Genomic DNA, 15431 nt, shown 5'->3' on the forward strand with positions numbered 1-15431 from the left:
GCCCCCTTCGATCCGAGGAGGTGCTCGACATGACGGTCCTTGAGCAGCCCGGCAGCAGCAGGAACAAGAGCAGCCTGGCCGGTCCGCCGCCCGCCTGGCAGCCGCGAGTCGACCCCACGCCCCTCCTGCCCGACGCGGAGCCCTACCGCCTCCTGGGCACGGACGCCGCCGCCCGGCTCGACTCCGGACTGCTGACCCGGCTGTACACCGAGCTGGTCCGCGGCCGCCGGTACAACGCCCAGGCCACGGCACTGACCCGGCAGGGACGTCTGGCGGTCTACCCGTCCTCCACCGGCCAGGAGGCCTGCGAGGTCGCCGCCGCGCTGGCCCTCGAAGACCGGGACTGGCTCTTCCCCAGCTACCGCGACACCCTCGCCGCCGTGGCCCGCGGGCTGGACCCCGTACAGGCCCTGACCCTGCTGCGCGGCGACTGGCACAACGGCTACGACCCCCGCGAACACCGCATCGCCCCCCTGTGCACCCCGCTCGCCACCCAGCTCCCGCATGCCGTGGGCCTGGCGCACGCCGCCCGCCTGAAGGGCGACGAGGTGGTCGCGCTGGCCATGGTCGGCGACGGCGGCACGAGCGAGGGCGACTTCCACGAGGCGCTGAATTTCGCGGCCGTCTGGCAGGCGCCGGTCGTCTTCCTCGTGCAGAACAACGGCTTCGCGATCTCCGTGCCGCTCGCCAAGCAGACCGCCGCGCCGTCCCTCGCCCACAAGGCGGTCGGCTACGGCATGCCGGGCCGCCTGGTGGACGGCAACGACGCCCCCGCGATGCACGAGGTGCTCACCGAGGCCGTGGCGCGCGCCCGCAGGGGCGGCGGTCCCACCCTCGTCGAGGCCGTCACCTATCGCATCGAGGCGCACACCAACGCCGATGACGCCACCCGCTACCGCAGCGACGCCGAGGTCGAGACCTGGAAGGCACACGACCCGATAGCCCTTCTGGAGCACGAACTGGCCGCCCGCGATCTGCTGACCGATGATTTCGTCGGTGCCACCCGGGACGGTGCCGAGCACATGGCCGCCGACCTCCGGGAGCGGATGAACGCCGACCCGGAGGTGGACCCGATGGACCTGTTCACCCACGTATTCGCCGAGCAGACCAGCCAATTGCGTGCCCAGGCCGCACAGCTGCGTGCCGAGCTGGACGCCGAGGCCGCCGGACACACCGAGGACGCAGCGGGCACCGACGGGTCCGCCGAGGAGGCCAGGCCATGACGACCACCGCTCCGGCGACCGCGCGCAAGCCCGCCACCATGGCGCAGGCGCTGACCCGCGCGCTGCGCGATGCCATGGCCGACGACCCGTCCGTGCATGTCATGGGCGAGGACGTCGGCACCCTGGGCGGCGTCTTCCGGGTCACCGACGGCCTCGCCAAGGAGTTCGGCGAGGACCGCTGCACGGACACCGCGCTCGCCGAGGCCGGTATCCTGGGCACCGCCGTCGGGATGGCGATGTACGGGCTGCGGCCGGTCGTCGAGATGCAGTTCGACGCGTTCGCCTACCCGGCGTTCGAGCAGCTGATCAGCCATGTCGCCCGGATGCGCAACCGCACCCACGGCGCGCTCACGATGCCGCTGACCATCCGTGTCCCTTATGGCGGCGGCATCGGCGGCGTCGAGCACCACAGCGACTCCTCCGAGGCGTATTACCTCGCCACCCCGGGGCTCCAGGTCGTCACCCCGGCGACCGTCGAGGACGCCTATGGACTGCTGCGCGCCGCGATCGCCTCTGACGACCCGGTCGTCTTCCTCGAACCCAAGCGGCTCTACTGGTCCAAGGCCGACTGGTCGCCCGACGCACCCACCGACGTCGCGCCCCTGGGCCGGGCCGAGATCCGGCGCCGCGGCAGCAGCGCCACGCTGATCACCTACGGCCCGTCGCTCCCGGTCTGCATGGAGGCCGCCGAGGCCGCCCGCGCCGAGGGCTGGGACCTGGAAGTGGTCGATCTGCGGTCCCTGATGCCGTTCGACGACGAGACGGTCTGTGCCTCGGTGCGGCGGACCGGGCGGGCCGTGGTCGTCCATGAGTCCAACGGATTCGGCGGCCCCGGCGGTGAGATCGCCGCCCGTATCACCGAACGCTGCTTCCACCACCTGGAGGCGCCGGTGCTGCGCGTCGCCGGCTTTGACATCCCGTATCCGCCGCCGATGCTGGAACGGCACCACCTTCCGGGCGTGGACCGGATTCTGGACACCGTCGCCCGCCTGCAGTGGGAGTCGGACTGGACCGAGGGACGTGGTGAGTGATGGCCGTGGTCCGCGAATTCACCCTGCCCGACCTGGGGGAGGGCCTCACCGAGGCCACGATCGTGCACTGGATGGTCGAGGTCGGCGAGGTGGTGGCCATCGACCAGCCGGTGGTGGAGGTCGAGACCGCCAAGGCGATGGTGGAGGTGCCGTGCCCGTATGGGGGCGTGGTGACCGCCCGCTTCGGCGAGGAAGGGGCCGAAGTCCCGGTAGGGGCACCGCTGGTGACCGTCGCCGTGGGGGCCGTGCCGGACGACCTCGCGGGGGACGGTCCTGGGCCGGACGCCGGGGCGGGTGCGGAAGGCGGTGCGCCCGATGCGGGTGCGTCGACCGCGCCGGCTGCCGGTGGGGCCGCGGGGGCGCCCGGGGACGGTGCGGCGGATGCCGGGTCCGGGAATGTGCTCGTCGGGTACGGCACGAGTGCGGCGGCGGCGCGTCGCCGCCGTATCCGGCCGGGGCCCGGAGCGGGACCCATGGCGGGAGTGTCACGGCCGCCCGGCGGCGTGGCGGACGGCTCGGCCGGGGCCGGTGCGGCCGAGGGGACGCCCGGTGTCTCCGGGCCCGTTGCGGCCGGGGCGACGGCCGTGGGGGCGGTCGGCGTCACCAGGACTTCCGGGACCTCCGGGGCTGCCGGGGCCGGTGCGGTGGAGGACGACAGCCGTACGGTGGCCGTCATCTCCCCGCTGGTGCGCCGGATGGCGCGGGAGAACGGCCTGGATCTGCGGGAGTTGACGGGGTCCGGACGGGACGGCCTGATCCTCCGTATGGACGTCGAGTGCGCGATCCGGGCACGGCAGGAGCGGGAGACGGCCGGTGCCGCCGGAACGGCCACCGCCCCTGTCGGTGCCGACAGGATGACCGGTGCCGGTCTGACGGGCGGGGCGCGGGCCGGTGCCGTGACGCCCGTCGGGGCCGCGTCCGGTGCCGTGGCAGGTGAGGAGCGGATCCCGCTGAAGGGGATGCTCGGTGCGGCCGCCGAGAAGTTCAGCCGCAGCCGCCGGGAGATCCCGGAGGCGACCTGCTGGGTGGAGGCCGACGCCACCGAGCTGCTCGCCGCCCGTAGGGCGATGAATGTGCCGGGCGCCCCCAAGGTGTCGCTGCTGGCAGTGCTGGCCCGGATCTGTACGGCCGCGCTCGCGCGGTTCCCGGCGCTCAACTCCACCGTCGACACCGAGGCCCAGGAGATCGTCCGGCTGCCCGCTGTCCATCTGGGCTTCGCGGCGCAGACCGACCGCGGCCTGGTGGTGCCGGTCGTCCGGGACGCCCATGCCCGTACGGTCGAGGAGCTGTCTGCCGAGATCGCCCGGCTCACCGAACGGGCCAGGGCCGGCGGGCTCTCCCTGGCCGAGCTGACGCACGGCACCTTCACCCTCAACAACTACGGCGTGTTCGGCGTCGACGGCTCCACGCCGATCATCAATCACCCCGAGGCGGCGATGCTCGGCATCGGCCGGATAGCCGCCAAACCCTGGGTACACGAAGGTGAGTTGGCCGTCCGGCAGGTCGTCCAGCTCTCGCTCACCTTCGATCACCGGGTGTGCGACGGCGGCACCGCCGGCGGCTTCCTCCGGTTCGTGGCCGACTGCGTGGAGCAGCCCGCGCTGTTGCTCCGGACGCTGTGACGGAGTGCGGCCGGCGGCAGCAGCGATGCCGCCGGCCGCCCCGGCCGCGTCCGCTGTGGCGGAGCTGACATCCGCTGTCGCTCCGGCAGCGGTGTGAAGCGGGTGCCCCCGGCGATACTCAAGGGGTGAACGACCTCACCGACCACGACGTCGTCGTGCTGGCCGGCGGCGCGGCCCGGCGGCTCGGCGGGGCGGACAAACCCGCCCTGTCCGTCGGCGGCCGCCCGCTGCTGGACCGGGTGCTCGCCGCCTGCCCCGATGCGGCGACGACGGTGGTGGTCGGCCCCGCGCGTCCGACCGCCCGCGCCGTCGTCCACGCCCTGGAGGACCCGCCGGGCGGCGGTCCGCTCGCCGCACTGGACGCCGGCCTGCGGCACACCACCGCCCCCACGGTGCTCGTCCTCTCCGCCGATCTCCCGTTCCTGACGGCCGCGACGGTACGGGGCCTCCTGGCGGCTACGTCCACGCCAGGCGCTGCCGGGCCGGGCGGGAGCCCCGCGCCGCGCGACGGGGCGATGCTCCGGGACGCTGCGGGGCGGGACCAGCCGCTGGTGGCGGCCTACCGGGCCGAGCCGCTGCGCCGTGCACTGACACGAATTCGAGCCGCACACGGCGGCCTGGCCGGACTCCCGCTGCGCGCGCTGCCGGCCGAGTTGGCGCTCGAACGGATCCCGGACCCCACCGCCACGGCCTCCTTCGACTGCGACACCTGGGAAGACATCAGCGCAGCACGCGCCCGTATCAGGGAGCATGGGAACGTGTTGGACGAATGGATCACCGCAGTCAAGGCCGAACTGGGCATCGAGCTCGATGTCGACACGGCGGCGCTTCTCGATCTCGCGCGGGACGCGGCCCATGGCGTGGCCCGCCCCGCCGCGCCGCTGACGACGTTTCTGATCGGTTACGCGGCCGGCCGCCAGGACCGGGATGTGCAGGAACTGGCCGACCGGGCGGCCGCGCTGGCCCACCGCTGGGCGGCCGAGGCCGAGGACGCGTCCGACGCCGGCGGCGCCACGGGTGCCGAAGCGAAGCCCGCGGAATGACCGACCGGGAGTGGGGCGGGGAGGCCGGCGGCGTGGTGGGCCGACCGTGGGACGAACCCCCGGCCGAGGGCCGTGGTGACCCCTTCGACGACGCGCTCGCGCTGGCCAACGGCAGGGCACCGCTGCGCGTAGGGCCCGGCGAGGGGCCCAAGATCACGACCGTCGCCGCGCCGTACGCCGCCGGAGGGGCCGTGGCAGCCGCCTCCTCCGCGACCGGTGGCGACGACGACGCCCCGTACACGCCGGACGACCCCTTCGCGCCGGACGACCCCGCCGCCGCCCGCAGCGGCCCCTCCGGCCCCGTGGACCCCGCGCCTCCCACCGGCCCCGGCCCGCGCCCCACCCCGGCCGCCGTTCCCTGGCACACCGCCCGCCGCCTCGCCGAGCGCGCCGCCCCCGGGCCGCTCGCGCCCGAGACCTCGGCGCTCGGCGCGGCGCTCGGCCGTACGCTCGCCGCACCCCTCACCGCGCTCACCGATCTGCCGTCGTTCGACACCTCGGCGATGGACGGCTGGGCGGTCGCCGGCCCCGGCCCCTGGCGCCTGGACCAGCCCGCCGACGACTCCGAGGCGGGCCCCCCGACCGGCATCCTCGCCGGTCACGCCCCCGCCGAGGCGCTCCTCGACGGCCATGCGATCCCGATCGCCACCGGCGCGCGCGTCCCGTCCGGAGCCACCGCCGTATTGCGCAGCGAGCACGGTGAGGTCCGTGAGCTGAGCGACGGCGGACGACGGCTGTACGCGCCGCGGCCCGCGCCGCCCGGCCAGGACATCCGCCCGCGGGGCCAGGAGTGCCGCCGCGGCGACCAACTGCTGCCCGCGGGCGCCCTGGTGACCCCCGCCGTCCTCGGCCTGGCCGCGGCGGCCGGCTACGACGAGCTGACCGCCTACCGCCGCCCACGTGCCGAAGTCTTCGTCCTGGGCGACGAGTTGCTGGACGAGGGGCTGCCGCGGGACGGCCGGATCCGCGATGCCCTCGGCCCGATGCTCGCCCCCTGGCTGCATGCGCTGGGCGTCGAGGCGGCGGCGCCCCGCCATCTCGCCGACGAGGCCGATGCTCTGTACGCCGCCCTCGCGGAGTCCACTGCCGACGTGGTGATCACGACGGGCGGTACCGCGTCGGGCCCCGTCGACCATGTGCACCCCACCCTGCGGCGGCTCGACGCGGAGGTGCTGGTGGACGGGGTGGCGGTACGCCCCGGGCACCCCATGCTGCTGGCCCGCCTGGCCCCGCGCCGGCATCTCGTCGGCCTGCCGGGCAACCCCCTCGCCGCCGTCTCCGGCCTGCTCACCCTCGCCGAACCGCTGCTCCGTACGCTCGCCGCCCGCCGTCCCGCCGCGCCGTACCGCACGCCGCTGGCCGCCGCGGTCACCGGGCATCCGCGGGACACCCGGCTCGTCCCGGTGTCCTACCGCGACGACGAGCGGCACGGCCTGACGGCGGTACCCCTGCGCTTCCACGGCCCGGCCATGCTGCGCGGGATCGCTGCCGCCGAGGGGCTGGCCGTCGTCCCGCCCGGGGGTGCGGAGCGTGGCACCGCACTCGAAATCCTGGAACTCCCCTGGTCAGCAGGCTGGTCGGCGGGCTGGACACCCGGCTGGGCCGCCCCCGGGGACCCCTACGGCCCTGAGGCCACCGGAGGCCGTACGTGAAGCTCCCGTCCCAGGACGCCGCGGCGCGGGAGGTGCCCGAGGACCGTTCGCACCGGGTACTGCTGCCACGCCGCGCCCCCAAGCCGCCGCTGCGGCAGGTCGCCCGCCGGCTGCTGATGGCGCTGCTCGTGCTGCTCGCGACGGTCCTCATCGTCTGGATCGACCGCAACGAGTACCACGACAACGCCGATGACAAGGTCGATCTGCTCGACTGCTTCTACTACGCGACCGTCACGCTCTCGACCACGGGGTACGGCGACATCGTCCCGTACGGCGACAGCGCGCGGCTGCTGAACATCCTGCTCATCACGCCGCTCCGGGTGCTGTTCCTGATCATCCTGGTCGGCACCACACTGGAAGTGCTCACCGAGCGCACCCGCGAGCAGTGGCAACTGAAACGCTGGAGAAACGCCTTGCGCGACCACACCGTCATCGTCGGCTTCGGGACGAAGGGCCGTTCCGCCGCCCAGACCCTGTGTGCGACGGGACTGGACCGCGACCGCATCGTCATCGTCGACCCCAGCAGCAAGGTCATCGACGCGGCGGTGGCCGACGGGTTCGCGGGGGTGGTCGGCGATGCGACCCGTAGCGATGTGCTCCTCCGGGCCGAGATCCAGCGCGCTCACCAAGTCGTGATCGCCACGCAGCGCGATGACACCGCCGTGCTGGTCTCGTTGACCGCCCGTCAGCTCAACAAGCGGGCGAACATCGTCGCGGCGGTGCGGGAGGAGGAGAACGCCCCGCTGCTGCGGCAGTCCGGCGCCAACTCCGTGATCACGTCGGCCAGCGCGGCCGGCCGGCTGCTGGGGCTCTCCGTGCACAGCCCCAGCGCGGGCACCGTCATGGAGGACCTGATCCAGCAGGGCAGCGGCCTCGACCTGGTGGAACGCACGGTGGTGAAGGCGGAGGTCGGCAAGTCCGTACGGGAGACGGACGACTTGGTCGTCTCCGTGCTGCGTGGTCACCGGCTCCTCGGTTACGACGATCCGGAGGCCAGTCCGCTACAGAGCACGGACCGTCTGATCACCATCGTGCGGGCGGCTCCGGCGGAGGCGGCGGAACACTCCGGCAAGCAGTCCGCCAAGCCGACTCTCCCCGGCACCGGCGTCGCCCCGATGCGCCGCGCGGATGAATAACCGCACGTCGTGCGGGGGCGGATGGCCGACCCGGCGGTAGTCGTCGGCCCCCGCACCTTCGCTCCGTGCGGGGACGGCGAGTAGCCTCGCGCCCATGCGAGCGATCACTATCCCGGAGCCCGGTGGCCCCGAAGCACTTGTCTGGGCGGACGTGCCCGATCCGCAGCCCGCCGAGGGCGAGGTCCTGATCGAGGTCGCGGCCAGCGCCGTGAACCGCGCGGACCTGCTCCAGCGCCAGGGCTTCTACGACCCGCCGCCCGGCTCCTCCCCCTATCCGGGGCTGGAGTGCTCGGGGCGGATCAGCGCGCTCGGCGCCGGGGTGCACGGCTGGGCCGTCGGCGACGAGGTGTGTGCGCTGCTGGCGGGCGGTGGCTACGCGGAGAAGGTCGCCGTCCCGGCCGGCCAGGTGCTGCCGGTGCCGTCCGGCGTGGACCTGGTCACGGCCGCCGCGCTGCCCGAGGTGACCTGCACGGTCTGGTCGAACGTCTTCATGATCGCGCACCTGCGGCCCGGCGAGACGCTGCTGGTCCACGGCGGTGCCAGCGGCATCGGCACGATGGCGATCCAGCTCGCCAAGGCCGTCGGCGCACGGGTCGCGGTGACCGCGGGCGGCCCCGAGAAACTGGCCCGCTGCGCCGAACTGGGCGCGGACATCCTCATCGACTACCGCGAACAGGACTTCGTCCAGGAGATCCGCAAGGCCACCGACGGTACGGGCGCGGATGTCATCCTCGACATCATCGGCGCCAAGTACCTCCAGCGGAACGTCAAGGCGCTGGCGGTCAGCGGCCGGCTGGCGATCATCGGGCTCCAGGGCGGGGTGAAGGCGGAGCTGAATCTCGCGGCCTTGATGGCCAAGCGCGCCGCGATCACCGGTGCCGGGCTGCGCGCCCGCCCGCTGAACGAGAAGGCGGCCATCGTCGCCGCGGTACGCGAGCACGTCTGGCCGTTGATCGCCAACGGTCAGGTCCGGCCCATCGTGGACCGCGGTCTCCCGATGGCGGACGCCGCCGAGGCACACCGGGTCGTGGACGCGAGTGCCCATGTCGGCAAGGTCGTACTGACGGTCTGAGCCCCCGGCCGCGCCCCGGCCACGCGCGCTGGCCGCGCCCACCCCTCCCGCGTATGCGCCCGGTAACCCGCCCGACATGTCCAGGATGCCGTGAATCTCATCACATGTGACGCTGGGCAGGTCACTCGACGGCTCGGCACGGGAGGGGCACCGTGGTCGCTCCAGGATTCCGTTCGCGCATCGCCACCGGTCTGTTGGTGGCTGCCGTCGTGCTGCCCGTGCCGATAGGGGCCACCTCCGCGATGGCCGCGGACCGGCGGGCCACTCCGGTCGACCGTCCCCCGCTTCTTGCCCGCCCGGGCGACCAGCCCGACGACCTCCCCGGCGCCGACGGCTTCGGTCTGGACGGGTTCGATGACTTCGCGATCGGCCCGCCGCCGGTCGAGGGCCCCGGGGCCGGAGGGGGCGGGGTGCGTGCCGGACACCGGGGCCACCCGGGGGCCCCGGCGCTGCCGGACCGCTACCCCGGCCTGCCGGACGCCCTTCCGGGCGTTCCGCACCGGCCGTCGCATCACCACCACTTCGGGGGGCTCCGCGGGCACGGACGGTGGCACCACCACCCGCATCACCCGTTCGGCCCAGGCTTCCCGCCGTACTCCATCGCGGGGCCCGACGGTGGCAGTGCCGACTTCCCGAGGCCCGGCAGGCATCGGCACGCGGACGCGACGGGGCCCTCCGAAGCCGACCGTGCGCATCCGCGGCCCGGTCGGCGCGCCCCGAAGAAGCACCGCAAGCCTGCCGCGTCCGAATCCCACGCGGCAGCGGCCACCCCGTCACGGCCCGCTCCTTCCCGCCGCTACGACGTCGCGGACCGGTTCAGCCGGCGGACCTACGAGGCCTTGCCGCCCCTCCCCACGCCCGCCCCGGAGGGGGTTCGCCCCGCACCGGAGCGCACGGACGACGACGTGGCGGCCACGGCGACCCCGTACGCCATGGAGACCCCTGTGGCGCCGGTCGAGCGGGTTCTCCCGATGGGTGCCGGGCTTGCTCTCACCGGTCTGGGGCTGGCCTTCTTCGCTCTGCGGCTGCGCCGGGGCTGACGATTTCGGTGGTTTCACGTGAAACGGCGAGAATCCGCTGTTTCACGTGAAACAGCGGCTGCCGGGTCCGCTCGGAAGGGTGGATCACCTTCTCCCCGGGGCACCACTTGTCTGGAGCCCGCGTACGAGAGAATGGCGGCATGGATATGCCGATGAATGAACGGTCGCAGGAGAATCCGCACGTCCTGGTGGTCGGCCCGGACGGCATGGCGCTCGGCGGCGGCGCGGGCTCCGGCGGCGGGGAAGACGGCGAAGAGTCCCGGGAGACCCCCTTGACGGACATGGTCGAACAGCCTGCGAAGGTCATGCGCATCGGCAGCATGATCAAGCAGTTGCTGGAAGAGGTGAAGGCCGCTCCTCTGGACGAGGCGAGCCGGGTCCGGCTCAAGGAGATCCACTCCAGCTCGGTCAAGGAGCTGGAGGACGGCCTGGCCCCCGAGCTGGTCGAGGAGCTGGAGCGGCTGTCGCTGCCGTTCACCGATGAATCGGTGCCGACGGATTCGGAGCTGCGGATCGCCCAGGCACAGCTGGTCGGCTGGCTGGAGGGTCTCTTCCACGGCATCCAGACCGCGCTGTTCGCCCAGCAGATGGCGGCCCGTGCCCAGCTGGAGTCGATGCGCCGTGCGCTGCCGCCCGGTGCCGTTCCGATGGAGGGCGAGGAGGGCACGCCCGGTCACGGCGGCGCCCGCTCGGGCCCGTACCTCTGAGCCCGGGGTCCGCGGGCCTGCCGGGGCACACCTGCCCCGCAGCACCAGGACACACAGAAGGGGCCGGCACGCAGTCCGCGTGCCGGCCCCTCCGTCATGTACGCAAGGCCCGTGGGCCGTACAGCGTCAGTCGCTGCGACCGGTCGAGACGGTCAGCTCGATGGCGTCGTTCTTGTTGGGGTACCACCAGTCGGACGACGGGTTCTGGTTGGTGACGGTGTTCTTGCCCCAGAGCGCGCTGTCCTCATGGGCGACGATCTTGTACTTCCAGCCGGCCGCCTCGATGCACTTCTTCACCGAGTCCAGATTCTTGAAGCGGAAGTGCGGAATGAGGATCTTGCGCGGGTCGACGGAGCTCTTGGTCGGGTTGGTGCACTCGGACGTCAGGATCGTCGCCGTCTTGTCCTCGGGCCGGACGCTCTCGGTGGGCGAGGCGGTGTCGGAGTACGCCGACGTCGGGCTGAGGTCCCCGCCGTTGTCGTCGCTGGAGCCGGCGCTCAGACCGATACCGACCGCGATCGCGGTGACCACGACGACCCCGATGATCGCCGAAACGACGATCACCGCGCTGTTGTTCTTCCGCGGGGCGGGACCGCCGGTCGACGGCATCGAGGCCGTCACCGGGGGCGGGGTGTACGCCGACGGCTGGTAGCCACCCGTGTTGAACGGCGCCGGACCGGGAACGGGGCCCGGCGCGGGGGTCGGGTAGGTGTTGTTCGGCGGCAGGGGCGGGGGCGTCGAGGGACCGAAGGCGGCCGCCTGCGTGGGCTGGTACGGCTGCTGCACGCTCGGCGGGGCCGGGGTGTGCGGGTTGCCGGAGGCGGTGGGGAAGACCGCGGAGGAGACCGACGCACCGCTGGTACGGGCCCGCGGGCCCTCGCTGATGATCAGCGGCGTCGAGCCGGACTGCCCGGACCCGACGATCCGCAGACACTCGTCCCGCATCGCCTCGGCGGTGGGGAACCGTTCGTTGGGGTTCTTCTTCAGCGCACGGGCCACCAGCGCGTCCACGGCCGGCGGCAGCGAGCTGTTGATGCTCGACGGGACCGGGGGCTCTTCCTGGACATGGGCGTAGGCGATGGCGAGCGGGGAATCCGCGTCGAACGGCAGCTGGCCGGTCAGCAGCTCGAAGAGCATGATGCCGACGGAGTAGAGGTCGGAGCGGGCATCCACACCGCGGCCCAGCGCCTGCTCGGGCGACAGATACTGCGGGGTGCCGACGACCATGCCGGTCTGCGTCATGGACGTCACACCGGACTGCATGGCCCGGGCGATACCGAAGTCCATGACCTTGACGACGCCGCGCTTGTTCAGCATCACATTGCCGGGCTTGATGTCCCGGTGGACCAGGCCCATTTCATGGCTGACCTCGAGCGCGGCCAGGACATCGGCCGTGATCTTCAGGGCTTTTTCCGTCGGCATCGCGCCATGTTGGGCGACGTCGGTGTCCAGATCGGAGCGCAGCGGCTGACCTGCGACGTACTCCATGACGATGTACGGCACCATGGCGCCGTCGAGCTCGTCCTCACCGGAGTCGAAGACGGAGACGATATTGGTGTGCGTGAGTTTCGCCACGGACTGGGCCTCGCGGCGGAAGCGCTCACGGAAGGCCTGCTCGCGGCCGAGCTCGGTGTGCAGCGTCTTGATCGCGACCTCGCGGTCCAGCACGCTGTCGTAGGCGAGGTGTACGGAAGCCATTCCGCCCGCGCCGAGGAGATCACGAAGCTGGTAACGTCCCCCGCCGACCGAACGGCCCTCGAATTGGCCCTGAGCGCCGTCCTGGCTCATCGTTCCGCTTCCCCCTAGGCCGCACTACCCGTACGTATAGCGATCAAAATCTGGAATTTCGCAGCCAAGTCTGCCCCAGGCCCCGGACACGTCAAGCTGTGTGCCCGTTCCGTGACCAGATGTGCAAGATCCCGTCACGGCGGTGCGACGTTTTGGCGCCTGATTACCCCCGGTGAACTTGCGATATGTGGCTTCCGGCGGGTGTGATGACCGGTCCACGACGGACCGGCGGGTGTCGTGGAACCTGTAGCGTGCTCTAGCGAAGACCGATGACCTTACCGCTCTCATGCGGATTGATTCGACGGCGAGGACCGATGGCACCGACGCAGAGCCCCCAGGGCCCGTCCGACCCTGAGGCCACCGGCTCCAACATCTCCGACGCACCGGAGATGTGGGGCAACGGCGGGCTGGTCGGCGATGGCCGCTACCGGCTCACGCGACGGCTCGGCCGCGGTGGCATGGCGGAGGTGTTCGCAGCCGAGGACGTCCGTCTCGGCCGTACCGTCGCCGTGAAGCTGCTGCGCGCGGACCTCGCCGAGGACCCGGTCTCCAAGGCCCGGTTCACGCGGGAGGCACAGTCCGTGGCCGGACTGAACCACCACGCCGTGGTAGCGGTCTACGACTCCGGTGAGGACCTGGTCGGCGGCAACACCGTGCCGTACATCGTGATGGAGCTGGTCGAGGGCCACACCATCCGCGATCTACTGCTCAACGCCGACGCCCCGCCGCCGGACCAGGCGCTGATCATCGTCTCCGGTGTGCTGGAGGCGCTGGCCTACAGCCACCAGCACGGCATCGTGCACCGTGACATCAAGCCCGCGAACGTGATCATCACGAACAGCGGCGCCGTCAAGGTCATGGACTTCGGCATCGCCCGTGCGCTGCACGGCGCCCAGTCGACCATGACCCAGACCGGCATGGTCATGGGTACCCCCCAGTACCTCTCCCCGGAGCAGGCGCTCGGCAAGACCGTCGACACCCGCTCCGACCTCTACGCCACCGGCTGTCTGCTCTACGAACTCCTCACGCTGCGGCCGCCGTTCACCGGCGAGACCCCGCTCTCGGTCGTCTACCAGCATGTGCAGGACATGCCGGTGGCGCCGTCCCAGGTCGCCGACGCGGTGCCGCCGGAGCTGGACGGCCTGGTCATGCGGTCGCTGGCGAAGGACCCCGACGACCGCTTCCAGTCCGCCGAGGAGATGCGCGGCCTGGTCCAGTACTCGCTCCAGATGCTGCATGAGCAGGGCGGCCACACCGGCACCTGGAGCACCGGCCCGGTCGCCGTGCACGAGGGCGGCCTCGCCCCGGGCATGGGCACCGCGGCCACCACGGCGCTGCCGCACCCCGACGCCGGCCAGACCACGGCGCAGCCGATCCTGACGCCCGGTATGCGGGACGACGACGGCGGTTTCGAGGGCGGGCCCCGGGGGACCAAGAGCGGTCGCGGCAAGGTCTGGCTGATCGCGGCGCTGGCGGTGATCGCCATCGCGGTGGGTGTGGCCTTCGCGTTGCAGAACACCGGCGGTGAGGGCAAGAAGCACGAGACGCCCACCTCGCAGTCGCCGACGCCGTCGGAGGACGACAAGACGAGCGAGCCGCCGACGGAGGAGCCGAGCACTCCGGAGACCGAGCCCGAAGACACCGGTGACAGCGGCACCTACTCCCAGCCGCCGACCGAGCAGCCCAGCACGCCGGAGACGTCCGAGCCGCCGACCTCGGAGCCGCCGACCTCGGAGCCGCCGACGTCCGAGCCGCCGACGTCCGAGCCGCCGACCGGCCCCACCGATCCCACCGACCCCACCGGTGGGACCGATGACGGGGGCACCGGCGACGGGGGCGCCGCCGACGGTGGCGCGGACGGCGGCGTGACCGCGGGCGCGACCGGCTGACGGGCGGCCCCCGCTTCAGCGGGTGAACGCGTTCCGTACGGCCCGGTACTCGCGGGTCCACCAGATGGCCAGGGCGGCCGCCGCCGGGAATTGTGGATCGGTGCGGCGGTCGCCCAGCTGGTAGCGCCAGGTGAGCATCCAGAAGTCGTTCAGCCGCTCCCACCACACCCGGTGGACGGCCGCCGCGAGCTCCTCGGCGCCGGCCCCGCAGGCCCTGCGGTAGGCGCCCGCGTACGCCGCCACCTTGCCCAGGTCCAGCGTGCCGCAGGGGCGTACGAAGAAGATCGCGGCGGCGCGCACCGCCTCCTCGGCGCGCGGCTGGACGCCCAGCCGGTCCCAGTCGACGATCGCGGTGGGTTCCGTGCCCCGGTACAGCACGTTCAGCGGATGGAAGTCGCCGTGCACCCAGCCCGCGGGGGGCTCCGCGCCCGGGGCCGGCCGGCGGTGTGCCTGCTGCGCCAGCAGGGCCCGGCGCTCCAGCAGGCGGTGTTCGGCGAGCTCGTCGAAGCTGGTGCGCGGCCGGGCGCCACGGGCCAGGGCCAGCAGCTCGTCGATCGTTTCGAAGGTCCGCTCGGGGTCGGCGCCGGCGTCCGCGCAGGGCGGCCGGGGCGGATGCGGCTCGTCCGCCATGACCTCCTCCAGTGCGTTGTGTACGAGCCCGAGCAGGGCGCCGAGCCGCCGGGACTGGTCGCGGGTCAGCGCGGCGCCGCCGAGGTGGCGGCCCTCGACCCAGGGGTGCAGCGCGTAGCAGCGGCCGTCGAGGACCGTGACGGTGCGGCCGTCCGTATGGGCGACGGGTGGGGCGACCGGCAGTCCCAGCGCGGCGAGGCGGTAGGTGGCGCGGTGCTGGCGGGTGAGGGCTGCGTGGTCGCCGTCGAGGTGGTGCTTGAGGAAGTAGCGGCCGCGGGTGGTGGCGAGGAAGTAGCCGTGGTTGAGCAGGCCCTCGGCGACGGGTTCACAGGACAGCGGCGCACCGGCGCCTGCGTAGTGGCGGAGCAGGGATCCGAGGGTGTCTCTGTCGGGCGTCGCCGCCGTCCGGACTACAGATGAGCGCAGCACGCGCCAGATGTTAGATCAACTACGCCCGTCGGAGTGGGTGTGCCGGAAGGCCTTACGCAGAGTGCGCGTAGGGGCGGATGGCGCCTCGGCTCCCGTTCGGCGGTCTGCCGGTGGCTGTGGTCGCAGGCAATCCGCGGGATGGTGTGCCGGGGTGCGCGCCGTCTTTCCC

General features: G+C 72.9%; 12 protein-coding genes. 10 read left to right on the plus strand and 2 right to left on the minus strand.

Features of this window, described 5'->3' with window-relative positions; all coding sequences use genetic code 11:
* Positions 1–29: 29 nt before the first annotated feature.
* The 9 genes from pdhA to ACZ4XD_RS05470 all read left to right on the plus strand — a co-directional run bounded on the left by pdhA (position 30) and on the right by ACZ4XD_RS05470 (position 10526).
* Positions 30–1223 (plus strand): pyruvate dehydrogenase (acetyl-transferring) E1 component subunit alpha, encoded by a 1194-nt coding sequence (gene pdhA / locus ACZ4XD_RS05430; protein WP_468038426.1) that lies wholly within the window; start codon positions 30–32, stop codon positions 1221–1223.
* The gene (locus ACZ4XD_RS05435) at positions 1220–2254 is read left to right on the plus strand and encodes an alpha-ketoacid dehydrogenase subunit beta (protein ID WP_468038428.1); all 1035 of its coding nucleotides are present in this window, start codon (positions 1220–1222) and stop codon (positions 2252–2254) included. Before pdhA ends, ACZ4XD_RS05435 begins: the two co-directional genes overlap by 4 nt.
* Positions 2254–3876 (plus strand): dihydrolipoamide acetyltransferase family protein, encoded by a 1623-nt coding sequence (locus tag ACZ4XD_RS05440; RefSeq protein WP_468038430.1) that lies wholly within the window; start codon positions 2254–2256, stop codon positions 3874–3876. The genes ACZ4XD_RS05435 and ACZ4XD_RS05440 overlap by 1 nt, the downstream gene beginning before the upstream one ends.
* 125 nt (positions 3877–4001) lie before the next feature.
* Complete coding sequence (locus ACZ4XD_RS05445) at positions 4002–4919, plus strand: DUF6457 domain-containing protein (RefSeq protein WP_468038432.1); 918 nt, start codon at positions 4002–4004, stop codon at positions 4917–4919.
* Positions 4916–6571, plus strand: a complete 1656-nt coding sequence (locus ACZ4XD_RS05450) for a molybdopterin molybdotransferase MoeA (protein ID WP_468038434.1) — start codon at positions 4916–4918, stop codon at positions 6569–6571. The genes ACZ4XD_RS05445 and ACZ4XD_RS05450 overlap by 4 nt, the downstream gene beginning before the upstream one ends.
* A complete protein-coding gene (locus tag ACZ4XD_RS05455; RefSeq protein WP_468038436.1) occupies positions 6568–7707 on the plus strand; it encodes a potassium channel family protein in 1140 nt (379 codons plus the stop codon). Before ACZ4XD_RS05450 ends, ACZ4XD_RS05455 begins: the two co-directional genes overlap by 4 nt.
* Positions 7708–7801: 94 nt before the next feature.
* Positions 7802–8779: an NAD(P)H-quinone oxidoreductase gene (locus tag ACZ4XD_RS05460; RefSeq protein ID WP_468038438.1), complete on the plus strand. Its 978-nt coding sequence runs from the start codon at positions 7802–7804 to the stop codon at positions 8777–8779.
* A 152-nt stretch (positions 8780–8931) separates the two neighbouring features.
* Positions 8932–9819, plus strand: coding sequence for a hypothetical protein (locus tag ACZ4XD_RS05465; protein WP_468038440.1), 888 nt, complete (start codon positions 8932–8934; stop codon positions 9817–9819).
* Between the two features lie 140 nt (positions 9820–9959).
* A complete protein-coding gene (locus ACZ4XD_RS05470; RefSeq protein ID WP_468038442.1) occupies positions 9960–10526 on the plus strand; it encodes a bacterial proteasome activator family protein in 567 nt (188 codons plus the stop codon).
* Between the two features lie 126 nt (positions 10527–10652).
* Here ACZ4XD_RS05470 and ACZ4XD_RS05475 read toward each other — a convergent pair whose 3' ends face one another.
* Complete coding sequence (locus ACZ4XD_RS05475; protein WP_468038444.1) at positions 10653–12314, minus strand: protein kinase domain-containing protein; 1662 nt, start codon at positions 12312–12314, stop codon at positions 10653–10655.
* A 314-nt stretch (positions 12315–12628) separates the two neighbouring features.
* Here ACZ4XD_RS05475 and ACZ4XD_RS05480 point away from each other — a divergent pair, with 314 nt between their 5' ends.
* Positions 12629–14203: a protein kinase domain-containing protein gene (locus tag ACZ4XD_RS05480; protein WP_468038446.1), complete on the plus strand. Its 1575-nt coding sequence runs from the start codon at positions 12629–12631 to the stop codon at positions 14201–14203.
* A gap of 15 nt (positions 14204–14218) precedes the next feature.
* Here ACZ4XD_RS05480 and ACZ4XD_RS05485 read toward each other — a convergent pair whose 3' ends face one another.
* Positions 14219–15262 carry a phosphotransferase gene (locus ACZ4XD_RS05485; RefSeq protein WP_468038448.1) on the minus strand — a complete coding sequence of 348 codons (1044 nt, stop codon included), beginning with the start codon at positions 15260–15262 and terminating at the stop codon, positions 14219–14221.
* Between the last annotated feature and the right edge of the window lie 169 nt (positions 15263–15431).

This window comes from Streptomyces sp. NPDC029466, from assembly GCF_055574515.1.

What these genes read in the sequence shown, in the direction of transcription:
- ACZ4XD_RS05470 (WP_468038442.1), top strand. Translation starts at nt 9,960, where the DNA reads ATGGATATGCCGATGAATGAACGGTCGCAGGAGAATCCGCACGTCCTG.
- ACZ4XD_RS05450 (WP_468038434.1), top strand. Translation starts at nt 4,916, where the DNA reads ATGACCGACCGGGAGTGGGGCGGGGAGGCCGGCGGCGTGGTGGGCCGA.
- ACZ4XD_RS05435 (WP_468038428.1), top strand. Translation starts at nt 1,220, where the DNA reads ATGACGACCACCGCTCCGGCGACCGCGCGCAAGCCCGCCACCATGGCG.
- ACZ4XD_RS05480 (WP_468038446.1), top strand. Translation starts at nt 12,629, where the DNA reads ATGGCACCGACGCAGAGCCCCCAGGGCCCGTCCGACCCTGAGGCCACC.
- ACZ4XD_RS05460 (WP_468038438.1), top strand. Translation starts at nt 7,802, where the DNA reads ATGCGAGCGATCACTATCCCGGAGCCCGGTGGCCCCGAAGCACTTGTC.
- ACZ4XD_RS05475 (WP_468038444.1), bottom strand. Translation starts at nt 12,314, where the DNA reads ATGAGCCAGGACGGCGCTCAGGGCCAATTCGAGGGCCGTTCGGTCGGC.
- ACZ4XD_RS05440 (WP_468038430.1), top strand. Translation starts at nt 2,254, where the DNA reads ATGGCCGTGGTCCGCGAATTCACCCTGCCCGACCTGGGGGAGGGCCTC.
- pdhA (WP_468038426.1), top strand. Translation starts at nt 30, where the DNA reads ATGACGGTCCTTGAGCAGCCCGGCAGCAGCAGGAACAAGAGCAGCCTG.